This is a genomic window from Telmatocola sphagniphila (genome assembly GCF_018398935.1).
Taxonomy (GTDB): Bacteria; Planctomycetota; Planctomycetia; order Gemmatales; family Gemmataceae; genus Telmatocola; species Telmatocola sphagniphila.
Map to the genome: position 1 here is coordinate 980,654 of NZ_CP074694.1, position 16,559 is coordinate 997,212.

General features: G+C 52.7%; 19 protein-coding genes. 10 read left to right on the plus strand and 9 right to left on the minus strand.

Going from position 1 to position 16,559, the window contains the following annotated elements:
* The first annotated feature begins 37 nt into the window (after positions 1-37).
* Positions 38-385 (plus strand): hypothetical protein, encoded by a 348-nt coding sequence (locus tag KIH39_RS04220; protein ID WP_213498019.1) that lies wholly within the window; start codon positions 38-40, stop codon positions 383-385.
* Here the strand turns inward: KIH39_RS04220 and KIH39_RS04225 are convergent.
* Complete coding sequence (locus KIH39_RS04225; RefSeq protein ID WP_213498020.1) at positions 382-627, minus strand: hypothetical protein; 246 nt, start codon at positions 625-627, stop codon at positions 382-384. The two genes, KIH39_RS04220 and KIH39_RS04225, sit on opposite strands and share 4 nt — an antisense overlap.
* Positions 628-689: 62 nt before the next feature.
* Positions 690-1,748: a sulfate/molybdate ABC transporter ATP-binding protein gene (locus tag KIH39_RS04230; protein ID WP_213498021.1), complete on the minus strand. Its 1,059-nt coding sequence runs from the start codon at positions 1,746-1,748 to the stop codon at positions 690-692.
* 207 nt (positions 1,749-1,955) lie between these two features.
* On the opposite strand from KIH39_RS04230, the gene upp reads away from it, so the two are divergent.
* On the plus strand, positions 1,956-2,585 hold the full coding sequence (gene upp, locus KIH39_RS04235) for a uracil phosphoribosyltransferase (RefSeq protein ID WP_213498022.1): 630 nt from the start codon (positions 1,956-1,958) through the stop codon (positions 2,583-2,585).
* A 1-nt stretch (position 2,586) separates the two neighbouring features.
* Here the strand turns inward: upp and KIH39_RS04240 are convergent, their stop codons facing one another.
* Both KIH39_RS04240 and KIH39_RS04245 read right to left on the minus strand, forming a co-directional pair.
* Entirely contained in the window at positions 2,587-2,982 is a 396-nt protein-coding gene (locus KIH39_RS04240; protein WP_213498023.1) for a cytidine deaminase, read from the minus strand.
* 14 nt (positions 2,983-2,996) lie between these two features.
* A complete protein-coding gene (locus KIH39_RS04245) occupies positions 2,997-4,310 on the minus strand; it encodes a thymidine phosphorylase (protein WP_213498024.1) in 1,314 nt (437 codons plus the stop codon).
* Positions 4,311-4,393: 83 nt separating this feature from the next.
* Here KIH39_RS04245 and KIH39_RS04250 point away from each other — a divergent pair, with 83 nt between their 5' ends.
* The 4 genes from KIH39_RS04250 to KIH39_RS04265 all read left to right on the plus strand — a co-directional run bounded on the left by KIH39_RS04250 (position 4,394) and on the right by KIH39_RS04265 (position 8,174).
* Positions 4,394-5,044, plus strand: a complete 651-nt coding sequence (locus KIH39_RS04250) for a hypothetical protein (protein ID WP_213498025.1) — start codon at positions 4,394-4,396, stop codon at positions 5,042-5,044.
* Positions 5,044-5,547: a 5-(carboxyamino)imidazole ribonucleotide mutase gene (gene purE / locus KIH39_RS04255; RefSeq protein ID WP_213498026.1), complete on the plus strand. Its 504-nt coding sequence runs from the start codon at positions 5,044-5,046 to the stop codon at positions 5,545-5,547. Before KIH39_RS04250 ends, purE begins: the two co-directional genes overlap by 1 nt.
* Entirely contained in the window at positions 5,544-6,638 is a 1,095-nt protein-coding gene (locus KIH39_RS04260) for a 5-(carboxyamino)imidazole ribonucleotide synthase (RefSeq protein ID WP_213498027.1), read from the plus strand. Before purE ends, KIH39_RS04260 begins: the two co-directional genes overlap by 4 nt.
* 321 nt (positions 6,639-6,959) lie before the next feature.
* Complete coding sequence (locus tag KIH39_RS04265; RefSeq protein WP_213498028.1) at positions 6,960-8,174, plus strand: glycosyltransferase 87 family protein; 1,215 nt, start codon at positions 6,960-6,962, stop codon at positions 8,172-8,174.
* On the opposite strand, the gene KIH39_RS04270 is transcribed toward KIH39_RS04265, so the two are convergent.
* From KIH39_RS04270 to KIH39_RS04290, 5 genes are all read right to left on the minus strand, one after another.
* On the minus strand, positions 8,155-8,331 hold the full coding sequence (locus KIH39_RS04270; RefSeq protein ID WP_213498029.1) for a Flp family type IVb pilin: 177 nt from the start codon (positions 8,329-8,331) through the stop codon (positions 8,155-8,157). The genes KIH39_RS04265 and KIH39_RS04270 overlap by 20 nt on opposite strands.
* 36 nt (positions 8,332-8,367) lie before the next feature.
* Entirely contained in the window at positions 8,368-8,562 is a 195-nt protein-coding gene (locus tag KIH39_RS04275; protein ID WP_213498030.1) for a Flp family type IVb pilin, read from the minus strand.
* 263 nt (positions 8,563-8,825) lie between these two features.
* Positions 8,826-9,011 (minus strand): Flp family type IVb pilin, encoded by a 186-nt coding sequence (locus tag KIH39_RS04280; RefSeq protein WP_213498031.1) that lies wholly within the window; start codon positions 9,009-9,011, stop codon positions 8,826-8,828.
* Between the two features lie 92 nt (positions 9,012-9,103).
* Positions 9,104-9,295: a Flp family type IVb pilin gene (locus KIH39_RS04285; protein ID WP_213498032.1), complete on the minus strand. Its 192-nt coding sequence runs from the start codon at positions 9,293-9,295 to the stop codon at positions 9,104-9,106.
* Positions 9,296-9,403: 108 nt separating this feature from the next.
* Entirely contained in the window at positions 9,404-9,595 is a 192-nt protein-coding gene (locus tag KIH39_RS04290; RefSeq protein ID WP_213498033.1) for a Flp family type IVb pilin, read from the minus strand.
* A 267-nt stretch (positions 9,596-9,862) separates the two neighbouring features.
* Between KIH39_RS04290 and ilvD the strand changes: the two genes are divergently transcribed.
* The 4 genes from ilvD to KIH39_RS04310 are packed head-to-tail and all read left to right on the plus strand — an operon-like array spanning position 9,863 to position 16,559.
* On the plus strand, positions 9,863-11,545 hold the full coding sequence (ilvD, locus tag KIH39_RS04295) for a dihydroxy-acid dehydratase (protein WP_213498034.1): 1,683 nt from the start codon (positions 9,863-9,865) through the stop codon (positions 11,543-11,545).
* A 48-nt stretch (positions 11,546-11,593) separates the two neighbouring features.
* Positions 11,594-14,314, plus strand: a complete 2,721-nt coding sequence (locus tag KIH39_RS04300) for a M16 family metallopeptidase (protein WP_213498035.1) — start codon at positions 11,594-11,596, stop codon at positions 14,312-14,314.
* A 12-nt stretch (positions 14,315-14,326) separates the two neighbouring features.
* Positions 14,327-15,094, plus strand: a complete 768-nt coding sequence (locus KIH39_RS04305) for a UvrB/UvrC motif-containing protein (protein WP_213498036.1) — start codon at positions 14,327-14,329, stop codon at positions 15,092-15,094.
* Positions 15,095-15,125: 31 nt separating this feature from the next.
* Entirely contained in the window at positions 15,126-16,559 is a 1,434-nt protein-coding gene (locus KIH39_RS04310; protein WP_213498037.1) for a hypothetical protein, read from the plus strand.

Consider the following 16,559-nt stretch of genomic DNA (forward strand, 5'->3'; position numbering starts at 1 on the left):
TCCGGTGTAAAATGAGAAGATTGTTCACGGATTCGTTATGCTGGAATTCGACGCTGCCCGTTGCCGGACCAATGTTCGTAAAGCCGAGACCGGGGATTTGCTGGATAGAATCACAGTTTTCCGCGAGGATTTGGAACCGGGGGCCGTTCCAATTATCGAACGGGAACTCCGAGATCGCGGTATCGATGCCCTAGCAATTTCGCAATACGAACAGAAGAGGCCGCGAATTAAGGCCTCGGCGGGCTACGTGCTCAAGTGTAGTCTTTGCCACCGGCCCGCGATCAATCAAGCTTGGGGCTGGCACAAAATGTGGGGCTTTTTGCCCGTATTTCCCAGGCTGATGCGTTGGTGTGAAGAGCATCAGCCCCGTTCAGACGCTAATTAGACTTTCAGAAACTTGGCAATATCTTCCGGCTTGATCAAGCTGGATCGTTTATTCAGCTTTGTAGAAAGCCAGGACATGATTGCCGGAGTGTAAGGCAATTTGCCTGCCTTCACGGCTGCCAGCATACGAGCATCCTTACGGATCCGCTCTTTTCGCTTTTCATGGCCATTTTCGATGCGGGACAGGTGCTGGTCCACCTGGGTCATCTTCATCCGAACGCCACGAGAAATCCGCTCCGCCATCGTCATTACCTCATCAATATGTAAACCGTTATTTTGCAATCCTACCAATGAAATGGCAAGGGTCAGATTGTATAGTCCGGTGCGAACATCCGAGCTTTCTTAGGACTGATGTAAACCATATCGCTCGATCGCAGCTTTAAAGCGGCGTAACGCTCCGGGCTGACATCCACGTTCACCGTCAGTCCGTACTCCTCGGAGATAAGGCGGACTTTAACTACAGATCCTGCCGGATTTATATGAAGAATCTTGACTTCCAGACAGGTATTATTGTTCCGGATGCGGTCGATTTCCAATTCATGCGGACGAATATAAACCCGAGCTTCCTCCGAGTCATCCATGGGCATGGAAGGCAATGGCATCTCAATTTTGCCCAGCATCGCCCGGCCATCCTGCAAGCGTACCGGAAAAATATTCACATTTCCCAAAAAATCCATGACAAAAGCATTGGCCGGATGTTCGAAGACTTCCACGGGGGTGCCGGTCTGTTCGATTTTTCCCTGATTCATCACCACTATCTGGTCGGCCACTTCAAAGGCTTCCTCCTGATCGTGCGTCACAAATATACTCGTAACGTGAAATTCATCGTGAAAACGCCGCAACCAGGTCCGGAGTTCCATTCGAACCTTGGCATCCAGAGCGCCGAACGGTTCATCGAGCAAAATCACCCGTGGTTGCGGGGCAAGGGCGCGAATCAGGGCAATCCGCTGCTTTTGGCCGCCAGAAAGCTGACTGGGATATCGGCCTGCCAGATCCTCTAGCCGTACGAGTTTCAATAGCTCGAAGACCCGTTCCTTGATTCTCGGTTCGGCCCAGTGTCGAACCCGTAGCCCAAAGGCCACATTTTCAAAGACCGTCATATGGCGGAACAGGGCATAATGCTGAAAAACAAAGCCGACATTGCGTTCCCGGGCCGACGATTGGGTGACATCGTCATCCTGGTAGAGGACATTGCCCGAATCGGGGTTTTCCAGACCCGCAATGATTCGTAGAAGAGTCGTTTTTCCGGAACCGGAGGGGCCAAGCAGGGCCACCAGAGTGCCCGTTTTGGCTTCGAAACTGACGCGATCCAACACTGAGGCTACGCCGAACTTTTTCGAAACATTTCGAACCGCAATGCTCATAACTTTTCCAGGCAAAATAAGGCCGGACCTACGCGAGGCAGTTTTGTTACATTATCGCAGCCGTGAACCGGGAGTCCATTTTATGAGTACCGCCGTCCGTCATTTTTACGGAACTGACAAAGTAGCCTGAGGAGATTATCTTTCCGGAGAGCTTCGAAACCCGATAATACGAACACGCGAATCCGTTCTCCATTTCGGGGTAGTAGCATGCCGGCCGGCTTACACGTTTCCAATCATCCCTTTGTCCGGGCCAAAGTTACGAGATTGCGGGATCGTTCGGTATCCCCCAAAGAATTTCGGGAGCTGGTTTCCTCCCTGGCGGAACTGCTGTTCGTGGAGGCGACGCACGATCTGGCGACCGAACCGATTACCGTGGAAACTCCGCTGGCAGTCTGTCCGGGAGTAAAAATCGCGGCCCAGGTCGGCATTATTCCTATCCTGAGAGCCGGATTAGGAATGGCCGAGCCTCTCCTGCACGTGCTTCCGGATGCAATCGTCTGGCATCTGGGCTTATACCGGGATCACGATACTCATCAACCGATCTGGTATTACGATAAGCTCCCGAAGCAGCCGAATATCGATATCGCTTTTATCGTGGATCCGATGCTGGCAACCGGCGGTTCCGTGGTTGCGGCGGTCGATCGGCTCAAGAAGTGGGGAGTTCAACGCATCAAATTCCTCGGTTTGATTGCCGCTCCGGAAGGAGTGGCCGCTCTTCAATCGGCTCATCCGGACGTGTCGATTTACCTGGCAGCCGTCGATACTCACTTGAATGAAAACCGGTATATCGTGCCCGGACTGGGAGACGCGGGCGATCGGCAGTTCGGCACGCGCTGATTCAGGATTTGAGATTTCTGCCGTCGAACGCCAGAGGGAAAAGATCGCCCAATTGATGCGTCTGTTTCAGTTCCTTCAGATCGGCGAGAAGAACATCCAGATTCCCGCCAAATTCCCAAAGCAATTGTCGGCAGGCACCGCACGGAGGAGTCGGTTGGGAAGTATCGGTGACCACACAGACGCGCTTGAAACTGGTTTTTCCTTCGGAAAGGGCTTTGAACAAGGCGACTCGTTCGGCACAAATCGTCAGGCCGAGGGTGGCATTCTCTATATTGCAACCGGTGTAGATCTTGCCTTCGCTCGTCTCCAGAGCGGCTCCCACTCGAAATCCGGAGAAGGGAGCGATGGCGTACTGCCGGGCTTTTTGAGCGGCAGAAATCAGAGTTTTATCACTCATAGTCGGGCCCGTTTTTAGGAAATGATTTCTTTGATCAAGGCCACTTGCGTCGGCGGCTCGGAGAAGATTTCGAGCGCGGATTGGAAGAGATCCAGAGCTTGCCGGGGTACCGAGTCCTCGCGGTGGATGATCTCCAGCCAGTCATCACCGGCCTGCAGGGCATCCCCGACTTGCTTTTTGAGTCGGACGCCGACACCATGGTCAATTTGATCTTCAGCCCGACTTCTGCCCGCTCCCAGAATCATGGTTCCCCGGCCGATATTCCAAGCATCAATTGCATGAACGTACCCAGACTGCGGAGCTTTCAGGAATGTGGTTTTCGAGGCCATGGGGAATCGGGAATAATCATCGATGACGCGGGGATCTCCCCCTTGTTTTTCGATGGTTTGACGCAATTTCTCGAGAGCCTGCCCATTGGAAAGCACTCTCTGAAGCCGGTTTACGGCGTCTTCCTCATTGACGGCCAGGCCTGTGATCCGGAGCATCCGGGCGGCCAGCAGCATCGAAAGATCTGTCAGAGGAGAAGATACTTTTCCTTTGAGGATTTCAATGCACTCTATGACCTCAAGAGAGTTGCCAACCGTCGCACCCAAAGGGCAGTTCATATCCGTTAATAAGGCCTCGGTTTTCAGATTGTTAGCGATTCCCACGTTGACGATCAATTGAGCCAGAGCTTTTGCATCGGAGTATTTCTGCATGAAGGCCCCGCGGCCAAACTTCACATCCATGACCAGGGCATCGATGCCTTCCGCTAATTTTTTGCTGAGGATGGACGCCGTGATCAGCGGCATACTTTCCACAGTTCCGGTGACATCCCGCAGGGCGTAAAGTTTCTTGTCCGCGGGGGCCACTTCTCCGGTCTGGCCGATCAAGCCGATGCCGACCGTGCGCAAGGACTCGCGAAGTTCGGGCTCAGTGAGGTTCGCCCGGAAACCGGGGATCGATTCGAGCTTATCCAGCGTCCCGCCGGTGTGTCCCAGTCCTCGACCGGACATCATCGGAACGATCCCGCCGCAGGCCGCGACGAGCGGAGCGAGAATCAAAGAGGTTTTGTCTCCGACTCCGCCGGTCGAATGCTTGTCCACTTTAGGGCCGGGAATATCGGACCAGTCGTAGCGCTTCCCGGAATTCGTCATGCAGCGCGTCAGACAGGCGACTTCCGCCGCGGTCATCCCTCGAATCCAGATGGCCATGAGTAACGCGGATAGCTGATAATCCGGCCAGCTTTCATGGGTGGCCGCATCGATGAAAGCCTGGATTTGCTCCGTATTCAGGCTGTTACCATCTCTTTTGGAGCGAATGACATCCACGGCGAGAACATTGCTCATACGAACTCAAATCTGGAATTTGAGGCGAGTTTATACAATATCAGTATTGGTTAATTCTATAGGAATATTCGAACTTTCCGCTCATGCAATCTGCCAGCCACATTTATCTCCGTAGTGACCGAACTCAGAAACTCAAAGACTTCGCGGGGTATCAAAAGGGGCATCGCCTTCCCGAAAGAATCGATGCCTATTCCAAAAGATATTTAGGGGAAATCGGTCAGGGCGAACTGAAAGCCGAGATGGACCGGGTTTTTAACCTGCTTCGGAATCATTACAGCTACAAGAGAAAAGAGTTGGAATCTTCCATCTCCCCCGAGGGGGAAGCGGTCATCCATACTCCGGCCTTCAGCTATCGGGTGAGCTTACATCTCGATGAAACTGATTTGACTCGAGCCATCGTAAAACGGGAACTCTCGCCAGAGGACCTGGAAAGTATCAAAAAGCCCGCTTTTGAACTGGTTTTCCCCAAGATGTTCGATACGCTTCTCGTGGAATGGGAGGAACCGCTGGATCTCATAGCCCTGATAGATCGATTGGAAGACGATCCGATAGCCAACACGAAAATGACGATCAGCAGCGATAACAGTTATATGGACCTGAACATCGGCGGCTTCCCGGGAGTCATGCGGTTGGAGGCGAAGACCTTGGAAATTACCGGATTGAATCTCTCGGCGGTATCGATGCTGGAGCAATTTGCGAAATTTCAGGCCAAGGTTCAACCGGAGGGGAACTAATGAAGCCATTGGTCGGAATCATCATGGGATCCCAGAGTGATTGGGCGACTATGAGCCATGCTGCCGAAACCCTTCAGGCTCTGCAAATTCCTCACGAAGTGAAAATCGTCTCGGCACATCGTACACCGGATCTGCTCTTTGAATACGCTTCGCAGGCCGAGCAGCGCGGGCTGGAAGTGATCATTGCCGGGGCGGGAGGGGCCGCCCATTTGCCCGGTATGTGCGCCGCCAAAACAGTGCTACCGGTCCTCGGAGTTCCCGTGGAATCAGCAGTTTTGCGTGGCGTCGACTCCCTTCTATCTATCGTTCAGATGCCGGCCGGAATTCCGGTGGGAACTCTGGCAATTGGCAAAGCCGGAGCCATCAATGCGGGACTTTTGGCCGCGGCAATGCTCGGGGGCAAGTATCCTGAATTTCGCAAACATCTGGCGGCCTATCGGCATTCTCAGACGGAAAAGGTCCTGGCGAATCCTCAACCCCTGTCCGTTGAGGAACGGAAATGAGAATCGGTATTCTCGGCGGCGGACAACTGGCTCGCATGATGTCGCTTGCGGCCTATCCTCTAAATATTCAAACGCGAATCTACGAACCTGCCCCAGAGTCCTGTGCGGCCCAGGTGACCGAGCGAATTCAAGGCGAGTACGACGATTTTCGGGCCCTTTTTCAATTCATTCAGGGTTGCGATTCCGTCACATACGAATTTGAAAATGTTCCGATCGAAACCGCACGCTGGATCAACGAGCGGGTTCCGGTCTACCCTCCCCCCGAGGCTCTGCGCGTTTCCCAGGATCGGATTATTGAGAAGACTTTCCTGCAAGATCTGGGCATAAGAACGCCGGCCTTTCGAGCGATCAATTCTCGGGCGGATTACGATCGGGCGATTCAAGAACTCGGCTTTCCCTTTGTGCTGAAAACCACTCGCTTCGGCTATGACGGCAAAGGTCAGATGGTGGTGAAATCTTTGGAGGACCAGGAAAAAGCCTGGATCCTTCTCGGCGGGCGCCCCCTGATTCTGGAACAGTTCGTTCCCTTTGATAGCGAGTATTCGATTATAGCCGTGCGCGATCGATCCCTAGCGATTCGAACTTACGATCTCATCGAAAATCAGCATCGGGAGGGTATTCTCCGACGCTCCGTCTGTCCTTCCTCCGCGAGCGAAACTCAGAAACGCTTAGCCCGGAAAGCGGCCGCAGCCGTTATGGAAAAGTTGGATTATGTGGGCGTGCTGACGATTGAATTTTTTGGCATCGGCGAGGATCTCTGGGCGAATGAAATGGCTCCCCGAGTACACAATTCCGGTCACTGGACGATCAACGCCGCCGTGACTAGCCAATTCGAAAATCACATGCGAGCGGTGGCGGGTTTGGATCTCGGCAGTACAGAACTTTTGAAACCGGTGCGAATGTTGAACTGCATCGGCCGGATGCCCGACCGCCAAAAAATTTGTGCGGATGGCTGGACGAAGTATCACGATTATGGGAAATCGTCTCGCGCCGGACGCAAAGTCGGGCATCTGACTCTAATGCATTCCGATTCGATTGCCGCGGATTCTCTGGAAGAATTGTTCTGGAAAGAAATGGCCGATTCGGACTGAGACTACCGGACCGGAAGTTCAGCAGCCAGATTCGATTGAGACATTTTGATGGATATGAGGCACAGCAATACTACCGCCGCGAAAAAAAACGCGGACTCCATGGCTGTGGGACCATCTTCGACACGTAGAAATCGCAAGCATTTGCTGAGTAGATTTTTCATGTTTCCCAACTCCGTCTGATGTCCTCTATTTTACTCCTCGCGAGATTGGGAAATTGATAAACTGCAACGGATTTCGCAGTTTTAATGGCAGTTGAAAAGTTTACAGTGCATAATTGGAGGGACGCTCAGATCTGCCGTAACCCCTATTCCCGATAACTCCATGCCCGAAGGTGCAGCAGCTCGATTCGTTACAGGCCGAATAGTCCTGTTCCTGAGAATTCTGATCAGTTCACTGTTGATTTTCGCCAGTACCAAAATCGCACTTCCAACTTCAGTAATGAATGGCGAGGATCTCGTACAAGATTATTTGTCCGCAAGAGCGTGGATTCGAGACGGCAACCCCTATGCGGATCTCGTTCGAATGCGGGCGGAAAATGGCTTCCCGCCCACGGAACCCGATCCGGTTTTGAGTAATCCTCATCCGTTTTTTGCCATAATTTTGGTAGTACCGATATCGGGTTTGCATTTTCCAACAGCCTTCCTGATCTGGAAAATCCTAAATTGCCTCGCGCTCGGGGCGGCCTGGACGATCGCCTGGGAATTATTTTCAAAAAATACTTGGAAAACACTTTTCGGAGCGGGGTGGGTAGGGCTTTGGGCACCGGTCTGGCAGGGACTCGATTTTGGTCAGCCCACGGGAGTGCTCTGCTTATTGGGAATCTTTCTCTGGAAAGCGGCGAAAAACGCAAAGCCCAATCAATTCGGAATACTTTGGGCGCTCGCCTGCTGCACACGGCCTTTCTTTTTCCTAACTCTTGCAGCCATATGGGGATGGAATCGCGGGTCTAGAGTTCGGTGCCTAATTACTGCGGCACTTTTCGGTGGCCTCATTTTTATCCTGGGAGGAAAAGATCCCTGGAGCTGGTGGCGGGAAAATGCCTCTGCTTCCTCCGATTACGCCTATCTCTGTGGAACTCTCGGCAATCTTTTCTCGCTGGGATCGCGGGGAGGAATTATTCTCTACGCAATTTCTTTCGCCTTTCTGGTTTATTTTCAGCAGCGCTACCGAAATACGGACTGCACCTTCTGTAGCGCCTGGGTTTTATTGCTTTTGACCTATCCTCTCGCCTGGTATCACTACGATGCTCTGGCGATCCCGGCCGTGATCTGGTTGGGAGTTCGGGCGAGTGAATTCGATTCGCGAATCATTTTCTGGTTCTTGCTGGCGTACCTGCTGGGTCGGGCGCTGCCGTCTACTTCCGAGCATTTCTGGACGATGATGTACGTGCAGATTTTCAGCCGAATTTCTTTGGGAATTGCAGTGATTTTCGCGGTTCGGCTCAGTTTGAAGCATGCAATAAAAAACCCACCCGTGAGGGGTGGGGAGAAGTGGATGGAAAGTCATTCGAAGCGAATCAGCTGCCTGCACCCTTGAGGCGGGAACCGACGTTGCTGAAAGAAGAGTTGGCATTTTGTCCCAGCTGGCTGATGGCAGCCAGGCAGACGACGATAATCAGGGCGAGCATAACGGCATATTCCACTGCGGTGGGACCGTCTTCCCGTTTCAGGAAGGTAATAAAACTTTTAAACACTCGTTGCCTCCTAAAGGATTACCCGGAAAATCCAAATCACGTGGTGGTGGTGCCGGTGTTCTGAATGCTCTTGGCAATCTGGCTGAACGAGGAATTGGCGTTTTGACCGAGCTGGCTGATGGCTGCCAGGCACACGACGATGATCAGCGCCAACATGACTGCGTATTCCACCGCCGTGGGGCCATCTTCCTTCTTGAGGAAGCGAACCAGTTTCGTTTTGAGACTCTTCATGCTAAAATACTCCAGATGCGTTAAAGAAAACCTTTGTGTCAGGTTTGCCGGGAACCCGTAATCTTTACCCAGCCATTACAATTTACCCATTTCCACATTGGCCAAACAATTGAACCTGGAGCGAAAAGAACAAATCTTTATCGAAGCGATTGGTTTTACAGCGGTTTTCGGAAGTGTGCGGAAAAGTGCCGATTTTCGGAGCAGCGCGCAAAAAAAAGCACTCCCGTTCTTTGGAGCGCTTTGCTTTCCATCGAATTATAGAATCAGGTCGTGGTAGGACCGATATTTTTGCTGACAGTACTGAAGGTGCTATTAGCGTTTTTGCCGATTGTCGTGACTGCAGCGATACAGACGACGATGATCAGTGCCAACATGACAGCATATTCTACCGCGGTCGGTCCATCTTCGCGTTTTAAAAATTGGACTACTGGCTGGAAAATCGCGCTCATGGGACTCCGAGGATTAGGTGTGGATTGATTCAGAAAAAAACTCTCCCGGGGGGCGGGAGAGTGTAACGTATTCGCCCCTAAACCGCGTGATATCACGTGGTGGTGGTTGCTGGGCCGATGTTGGTCGAGATCGTGCTGAAGGTGCTGTTAGCGTTCTTGCCGATCGTGGTGACTGCAGCGATGCAGACGACGATGATCAGAGCCAGCATAACGGCGTATTCAACAGCGGTCGGGCCGTCTTCACGCTTGAGGAAGGTAACGAATTTCTTGCTCAGGTTGCGCATCTTAAAGATCCTTTGAAAAAATTATGTAAGTACAATCAGGTCAGTTTCAAGTAGGGGGGAGCCGACATCAAAGCCAGCCCCGAGGATTTTGATACTTCAACAGGCAAATCACGTGGTGGTGGTTGCTGGGCCGATGTTGGTCGAGATCGTGCTGAAGGTGCTGTTAGCGTTCTTGCCGATCGTGGTAACTGCGGCAATGCAGACCACGATGATGAGGGCCAACATGACCGCGTATTCAACTGCGGTCGGGCCATCTTCACGCTTCAGGAAGGTGACCAATTTCTTGCTCAGGTTGCGCATCGTACAGACTCCGTAAAAAAGTTAAATCTGGTTTCCAGTGATGATCTCGTTTCTTCGCTCTTTCTGTCCCGAAACGTTTCATCGTTACAACATGTTCTTAGGTCACACTCTGCGTGCATGCAAACGCCGGTACCGGCAAAATTCCCGATTTTTTCGGAACCATCCTTCCAGCACACATCTTTCGCGCCTTAAGGGAAATCCGTATTCGTATATGAATATATTTGTCTGGAATAGCCGGAACAACGCGTAAAACCCGTAAAGGTGAACATGGAAGCCAAAAATAATCGTCACAGCCTGACCACAACCGAAGGATCGAGCCGCGCGCCGAACCGGGCCATGCTTCGAGCCGTCGGTTTTCAGGATTCGGACTTCAAAAAGCCGATTGTTGGGGTCGCTTCGCTCTTCAGCGAAATCACTCCGTGCAATGCCCACCTCGATCGTCTCGCTCGCAAGGCCTGCGACGGCATTTACGCCGCCGGAGGCGTCCCTCAGATCTTTGGAGCTCCCACCGCCTCGGATGGCATCATGATGGGGCATCAGGGAATGCGTTATTCGCTGGTTTCCCGGGAGGTCATCGCCGACAGCCTCGAATTGGTCTCCGGCGGAATGAATCACGATGGGTTGTTGGCTCTGGGCGGTTGCGATAAGAACATGCCAGGCTGCCTGATGGCCATGGCTCGTCTGAACATCCCCAGCATTTTCGTCTACGGCGGGAGCATCCTGCCCGGCGTAGGACCCGAAGGGGAAGACGTCGATATCGTGTCCATTTTCGAAGCAGTCGGTAAATATCAAGCCAAGAAGATTGACGATAAAACGCTGCACAAAATCGAGTGCGAGTCCTGCCCGGGTTCGGGAGCCTGCGGCGGCATGTACACCGCGAATACCATGAGTTCCGCCATCGAAGCGATGGGGATGAGCTTACCCAACGATGCCAGCTATCCCGCTGTGACGGCCGCCAAGGACCGGGAAACCTTCCAGGCGGGCGCGGCCCTGGTCAATCTCATCGAGAAAAACATCAAGCCTCGCGATATCATCACGCGGAAATCCCTGGAAAACGCCTATACTTTCGTCCTCGCGCTAGGGGGTTCCACCAACGCCGTATTGCATCTGATGGCCATAGCTCGGGAAGCTCAGGTCGAATGGACTCTAGCGGATTTCGACCGGCTGGGTGCCAAAGTTCCTCACCTGGGCGATTTGAAGCCCGGCGGCAAGCACGTCATGTTCGATCTTCACCGAGCCGGTGGAACCGCGCAAGTGTTGAAAGCCCTTCTCGAAGCCGGTTTGTTGCACGGAGATTGCATCACCTGCACCGGCCAGACCCTGGCGGAAAATTTGAAAAACATCCCGAGCATTTATGCCAAAAGCCAGAAGGTGATTCTTCCGCTCGATAAGCCGATGCACGCCAGCGGGCATATCGTAATTCTGCATGGAAATCTGGCCGAGGAAGGCGCCGTGGCCAAGATCGCCGGTTTGAAAAAAATCAGTATTACCGGCCCGGCAAAAGTTTTCGACGGCGAGGAAGCCTGCTTCGAAGCGATCCAAGCCCGCAAGATCGTGCCGGGCGATGTGGTCGTCATCCGAGGGGAAGGCCCCGTGGGCGGCCCCGGTATGAGAGAAATGCTCTCCATCACCGGCGCATTGATGGGGCAGGGTTTGGGCGATAGCGTCGGACTGATCACCGATGGTCGATTTTCCGGCGGCACGCATGGCCTGGTAGTAGGACACGTTGCCCCCGAAGCCTGGACCGGGGGAAATATCGCGTTGGTAAAAGACGGGGATTCAATTACAATCGATGCCGAGGCCAAAAAACTGCATCTGCAGATCAGCGATGCCGAACTGGCTTCCCGGAGAAGCGCCTGGCAAAAGCCTCCACTGCGCGTGGAGCGAGGAGTCCTGGCTAAATTTGCCAGAACCGTTCACTCTGCATCCGAAGGTGCGATTACTGGATAAGGCGATTCGCCGGTTTCAACTGCGAGTGTCAACCAAGAAGGATTCTCTATGCGACTCGGTTTCCTCCTTTTTGCCTTTCTTCTCGCGCTGTCACCCACTGGGGTACGCGCGGATGAAAAATCGGAAAATGCAGCTCTGTTGAAAACGGTCAGTACCGTTTTCGACGGAATTCAGCATGATACTCTCCCGAACGGCTTGCGGATCTACCTGAAGCCCATCCCCAACGCGACGACGGTAACCACCATGGTCGGTTACAAAGTGGGTTCCGCGGATGAGGAGTTGGATCAGACCGGTCTATCACACTATCTGGAACACCTGATGTTCAAAGGCACGGATAAGATCATGCCCGGCGACATCGATCGTTTGACTCAACGTAACGGCGGTCACAACAACGCCTACACTACAGAGGACATGACGATCTATCACTTCGATTTCGCTGCGGATCGCTGGATGCAGGCCCTGGAAATCGAAGCCGACCGTATGAGACATTTGAAAATCGACGCCCAACATGAATTTGAGCAGGAAAAAGGCGCGGTCATATCGGAGTTGGATGGTAACGAGGATGACCCTTGGGAGCTGGAAAATAAAGCCCTCTTGCCATTGCTATTCGGAAAGCAGACTCCCTACGGACATCCGGTGATCGGCGAAAAAACTCACGTCCGGGCGGCCGCGGCGGAGATCATCAAACAGCATTACGATCGCTGGTATCATCCCAACAACGCCGTTCTGGTGGTCGCCGGGGGATTCGATGCAAAAGCTGCTCTGGCCAGGATAAAAGAACTCTTTGGACCCATCCCGGCCGCCAAACTTCCTGAGCGAAAACCGGTACCCAAGGAAGTGGATCGCACCAGGATATTAAAGTCGAAGTTTCAGTCGAAGTTCGATACCCCCCGACTGCTCGTGGGCTTTAATACCTGCACGATCGGTGAGCCGGACGATCCCGCCCTCGATGTCATTCAGCATGCCTTGACCGATGGACGGATGTCTCGGCTTTATAAGCAACTGGTCGAAGGCGAAGAGGTGGCCACCACCGTGGTTTCGAACAATAATACCGGACGATATCCCGGCTGGTTTGAGATCAGAATCGAACTGGCGGATGTCGAAGGCATTCCCAAAGCGGAGAAAACTCTTCAGGGCGTCCTGAAGCAGATCAGCAAAGACGGGCTGAGCCAGACGGAATTTGCCCGCGCCAAACGATCATTCATCGCTTCCTATGTTTTCAACCTGGAAGATGTGCACAACCTGGCGGATTTGATAACTCGTTCCGTGCTCGATAAAGATCTGGATTATTTGAAATCTTCCCTGCCGAGGCTGATGGCCATCTCGAATTCGGACATAAAGCGGGCGGCCCGAAAGTACTTCGTCGATCGCAAACCAGTCATCATCGAATCCATGCCCAAAGCAACGGAGAAAAAGAAAGTCGGGGCGACCGCCTCCGAAAACGTGGTTTCCGTGCTCGGCCGACAGCAGGCCGCGGTGAAGGGTTCGCCGATTTATGATTTCAGTAAGGCCCGCCACGAAACCTTACCCAACGGTCTGCGGGTGGTACTGCTCGAGAATCACCAACTGCCCATCGCTTTTCTGAATGCTTACGTCCAGAATGTGACTATGTACGAACCGCCTCAACTGTTCGGCATCGCGCATCTGACCGGGAATATGCTCGATGAGGGGACCAAGAAGCATACGGGCCAACAGATCGCGGAGATCATCGAAAGCCGGGCCGCCAAAATGTCTTTTAGCCCCAACGGCGGCGTGATGAAACTCCTGTCTTACGATCTGAAAGCCGGCATCGATATCTTCTTCGAATGTCTGACAACACCGGCATTTCCAGCTAACGAACTCGAAAGCCAGCGAGAGGCGTTACGGACGCAGATTCAGGAAGAAGAACGAAAAGCCAATGAACGGGCACGCATCGAATTTTACGCTCGAGCCTACGGCGAACACCCCTACGGGCGGGCCGGCATGGGCAATCTGGAAGTGATTGCCAAACTGAAGGCCGAAGATCTTAGAAAGTATCACCAGCAGGTTTTTGTCCCGAATAACACAATTGTGGCCGTCGTGGGGGATTTCAATTCCGATGAAGTTCTGAAATGGCTGACCGCGGCGACCGCTCACTGGACCAGGACCAAGCTTCCCGAGTTGCCAAAGATCGTTGTGGAGAAACCCAAGGAAGGGCAAGAGAAAATTCTCATCGACAACGAGGCTTCTCAACTGCACGTGTACATCGGCCATGTCGGTGTGGCCCGAACCAATCCCGATTTTTTCAAGCTGATGGTGTTCGATAATATTCTCGGTACAGGGCCAGGATTTACCGACCGACTTTCGGCCAATTTGCGCGATCGTCAGGGGTTGGCCTACACGGTGAATGCGACCATCACGGCCACCGCCTCGGATGAACCGGGTCTTTTCATAGGATATATTGGCACTTTTAACGATAAATTCGCTCAGGTGAAGGCCGGTTTCCTCAAGGAGATCAATCAACTTCGCGAAGAAAATCCCAGTGCTGTAGAGGTGGAAAACGCTAAAAGGTTTCTGATTGGCAGTCTGCCTTTTACGTTCTCATCGAATCAAAAACTCGCCGAAAGTCTGCTGATGATGGAGCGGTACGGCTTCAAAAACGATTATTTTGAGAAATTTGTCCGGGAAGTTGAGTCGGTTACACCCGCTCAAGTCACAGAAATGGCCCGCAAGTACATTGACCCTGCTAAACTTATAATAGTGGCGGCGGGGGCAATTGATCGTAATGGTCAACCTTTGAAGAAAGACTGAGATTCAGAAGACATGGCCGACGATATTGATCCAATTCTGAAATCCTGGGAATTCAATCCGGATTCTTTGCAAACGCGCGTGGTGAAAGTATCTCCCGAGCGCGAAGTGCTGCAGATACGCCTCGATCTGGGCATCATGCAAATGGAAATGACCGGACGTCCGGACGGACGCAAGCCCGAAGGATTTCCCACCTACTTCGACTACCTCAAGCATCTGGTAACGCAGGCCAACAAGGAGGGCCGCGAATTCGAGTTGAACGAGACGCACTGCCGTGAAGCCGATCGCGAATTCGTTCAATTTTACCATCGTCGTATCTGTTATCTCGCTTTGAGCAACTACGAAGGTGCGATTGCCGATGCCAATCACACTCTCGAATTTATGGATCTCGTCCGGGACCACGCTCCCAACGAGGAGGTCAAGGAAGCTCACGAACGCTATCGGCCGTTCGTGCTGTTTCATAAAACTCAGGCTTTGGCGGCGCTCCATTCCGAAGGGGGAAACCCGGAAAAAGGAATCGACCACATCCGCAACGGGTTGGAAATTCTTCACAAATTCTTCGAAGATCAAAATTTGCTGGAGCAGGAGGAGCGAGATCCTTTTGTGAAACAGTTGCGGGCCATGGATCAGCAACTGCGGGCAAAATTCAATATTGAAGCCACTCTTTCCGAACAGCTTCAGGCCGCGATTCAGCGAGAAGATTATGAAGCGGCGGCCCGGCTGCGGGATGAACTTCGGAATCGTCAAATGCACGTGCGAACGGATGACGGCGTCGTTTCGTAGTTAATGCGAGAGACTTCTCAGGAAAATAATTATGAAATCGCTGACTCAGATAGTGCTGCCCATCGTGATCCTCGCCGGGCTCGTCTTCGGAATAACCTTTCTCACGAACTACACCAGTACGGAATCAGAAGTCGAGAGCGATAAGAAGAACAGTCAAAAACTGGCAAAAGCCCCACCGCTCAAATTTTTTACTTTGAGAGCCGACGCCAAAGCGGATGCCCCCTACACCAAATTCTGGCAATCGACCGTAGAGATTGGTTCGCACGGGAATTTCGATTTCTGGTGTCAAAATCGGCATCCGGAACCGATCGTAGCCACCGTGCCCACCGTGAGTTGCACCCAGTGCGTGGTCGCCGAGCTGGGTGTGGTTGACCCGAAAGCCTGGTTGGATTTTCAAATGAATCAGTCGATGACCGGTTTCATGGGCATCGGTGGATTAGTCTGGAACTTGATCGGTACGGAGGCGCTGCGAGCGGGCATAACCTGGAGCCCGTTAAATAAGGAAGGGAAGATCACCACCGCTACGATCCCGCCCATGAAAGACGGCGTTTACCAGCAAGCGATTGTGCGAATCAGCTGGTTGGGGAAAGGGGATCCGAAGTCTCAGCTGGTAACGGCGGATCTGAATGCTCAACTTCCCAACATGACGGCAATACCGACTCGACTCGAAGCGAGCGTCGATGTCGTACCGAGCTTCGCGATCATGGTGGTAGGCAGTCCGGAAAATGATATTCGATTGGGTGAAATGACCGAAGGTACTACGATTTCCAGGGATCTGATCGTCTTTTCAGCCACCCGGCCAGACGTCGATGTCACCATAAAGGTGTCCGGGAATCATCAAACCGAAAACTTCGTCTGGACGCCGCTGGAACGACTTCCCGCCAGCGAAAACGAAACTCTGGGGCAATCCTTCACAAAGTTGATCGGTAAGCCCTTGCACATCAAGTGCGCTTATAAAACCAAATTCACGGTTTACGAATCCAAGGAAGTGATGAAAGATGGGAAGCTGGTGAAATCCCAATTAGACCTTGGTCCGCTCGAACGCCGTCTGACTTTTAACCAGGGTACAGAGGCTCTCTCCCTTCCTATTCACGGTCTGGTTCGCGGCGATATTACCATCATCGGCGGACCGAAGGATATCGACAAAATCGATATGGGTACTTCTTTCCCATCGAATCAGGCTCGCCTCCGCGAAGTCACGGTCATGAGTAACCTTCCAAATCTCGAATTGGAACTGCTGACCGATCTGACCGTGCCGCCGTTCCTGGATGTGAATCTCACTCCGCTGCCGCCTAAAGATGGCAAGCCGCAATGGTCGCTGAAGGTTCTTATCCCAGCGAACAAGCTGTATGGTGCATTACCTGGAAATAGCTCGATCATTCTGCAAAGCAAAGATGCGAGCCGTCGTCGCATCCGGATTCCTATTACTGGGCAGACGTTCGATAGCGGTTCCAGCAAGTTCTAA

Excerpts from the sequence above, each read along its gene's own strand:
- KIH39_RS04220 (WP_213498019.1), top strand. The coding sequence starts at position 38 with ATGCTGGAATTCGACGCTGCCCGTTGCCGGACCAATGTTCGTAAAGCC.
- KIH39_RS04225 (WP_213498020.1), bottom strand. The coding sequence starts at position 627 with ATGGCGGAGCGGATTTCTCGTGGCGTTCGGATGAAGATGACCCAGGTG.
- KIH39_RS04230 (WP_213498021.1), bottom strand. The coding sequence starts at position 1,748 with ATGAGCATTGCGGTTCGAAATGTTTCGAAAAAGTTCGGCGTAGCCTCA.
- upp (WP_213498022.1), top strand. The coding sequence starts at position 1,956 with ATGCCGGCCGGCTTACACGTTTCCAATCATCCCTTTGTCCGGGCCAAA.
- KIH39_RS04240 (WP_213498023.1), bottom strand. The coding sequence starts at position 2,982 with ATGAGTGATAAAACTCTGATTTCTGCCGCTCAAAAAGCCCGGCAGTAC.
- KIH39_RS04245 (WP_213498024.1), bottom strand. The coding sequence starts at position 4,310 with ATGAGCAATGTTCTCGCCGTGGATGTCATTCGCTCCAAAAGAGATGGT.
- KIH39_RS04250 (WP_213498025.1), top strand. The coding sequence starts at position 4,394 with ATGCAATCTGCCAGCCACATTTATCTCCGTAGTGACCGAACTCAGAAA.
- purE (WP_213498026.1), top strand. The coding sequence starts at position 5,044 with ATGAAGCCATTGGTCGGAATCATCATGGGATCCCAGAGTGATTGGGCG.
- KIH39_RS04260 (WP_213498027.1), top strand. The coding sequence starts at position 5,544 with ATGAGAATCGGTATTCTCGGCGGCGGACAACTGGCTCGCATGATGTCG.
- KIH39_RS04265 (WP_213498028.1), top strand. The coding sequence starts at position 6,960 with ATGCCCGAAGGTGCAGCAGCTCGATTCGTTACAGGCCGAATAGTCCTG.
- KIH39_RS04275 (WP_213498030.1), bottom strand. The coding sequence starts at position 8,562 with ATGAAGAGTCTCAAAACGAAACTGGTTCGCTTCCTCAAGAAGGAAGAT.
- KIH39_RS04280 (WP_213498031.1), bottom strand. The coding sequence starts at position 9,011 with ATGAGCGCGATTTTCCAGCCAGTAGTCCAATTTTTAAAACGCGAAGAT.
- KIH39_RS04285 (WP_213498032.1), bottom strand. The coding sequence starts at position 9,295 with ATGCGCAACCTGAGCAAGAAATTCGTTACCTTCCTCAAGCGTGAAGAC.
- KIH39_RS04290 (WP_213498033.1), bottom strand. The coding sequence starts at position 9,595 with ATGCGCAACCTGAGCAAGAAATTGGTCACCTTCCTGAAGCGTGAAGAT.
- ilvD (WP_213498034.1), top strand. The coding sequence starts at position 9,863 with ATGGAAGCCAAAAATAATCGTCACAGCCTGACCACAACCGAAGGATCG.
- KIH39_RS04300 (WP_213498035.1), top strand. The coding sequence starts at position 11,594 with ATGCGACTCGGTTTCCTCCTTTTTGCCTTTCTTCTCGCGCTGTCACCC.
- KIH39_RS04305 (WP_213498036.1), top strand. The coding sequence starts at position 14,327 with ATGGCCGACGATATTGATCCAATTCTGAAATCCTGGGAATTCAATCCG.
- KIH39_RS04310 (WP_213498037.1), top strand. The coding sequence starts at position 15,126 with ATGAAATCGCTGACTCAGATAGTGCTGCCCATCGTGATCCTCGCCGGG.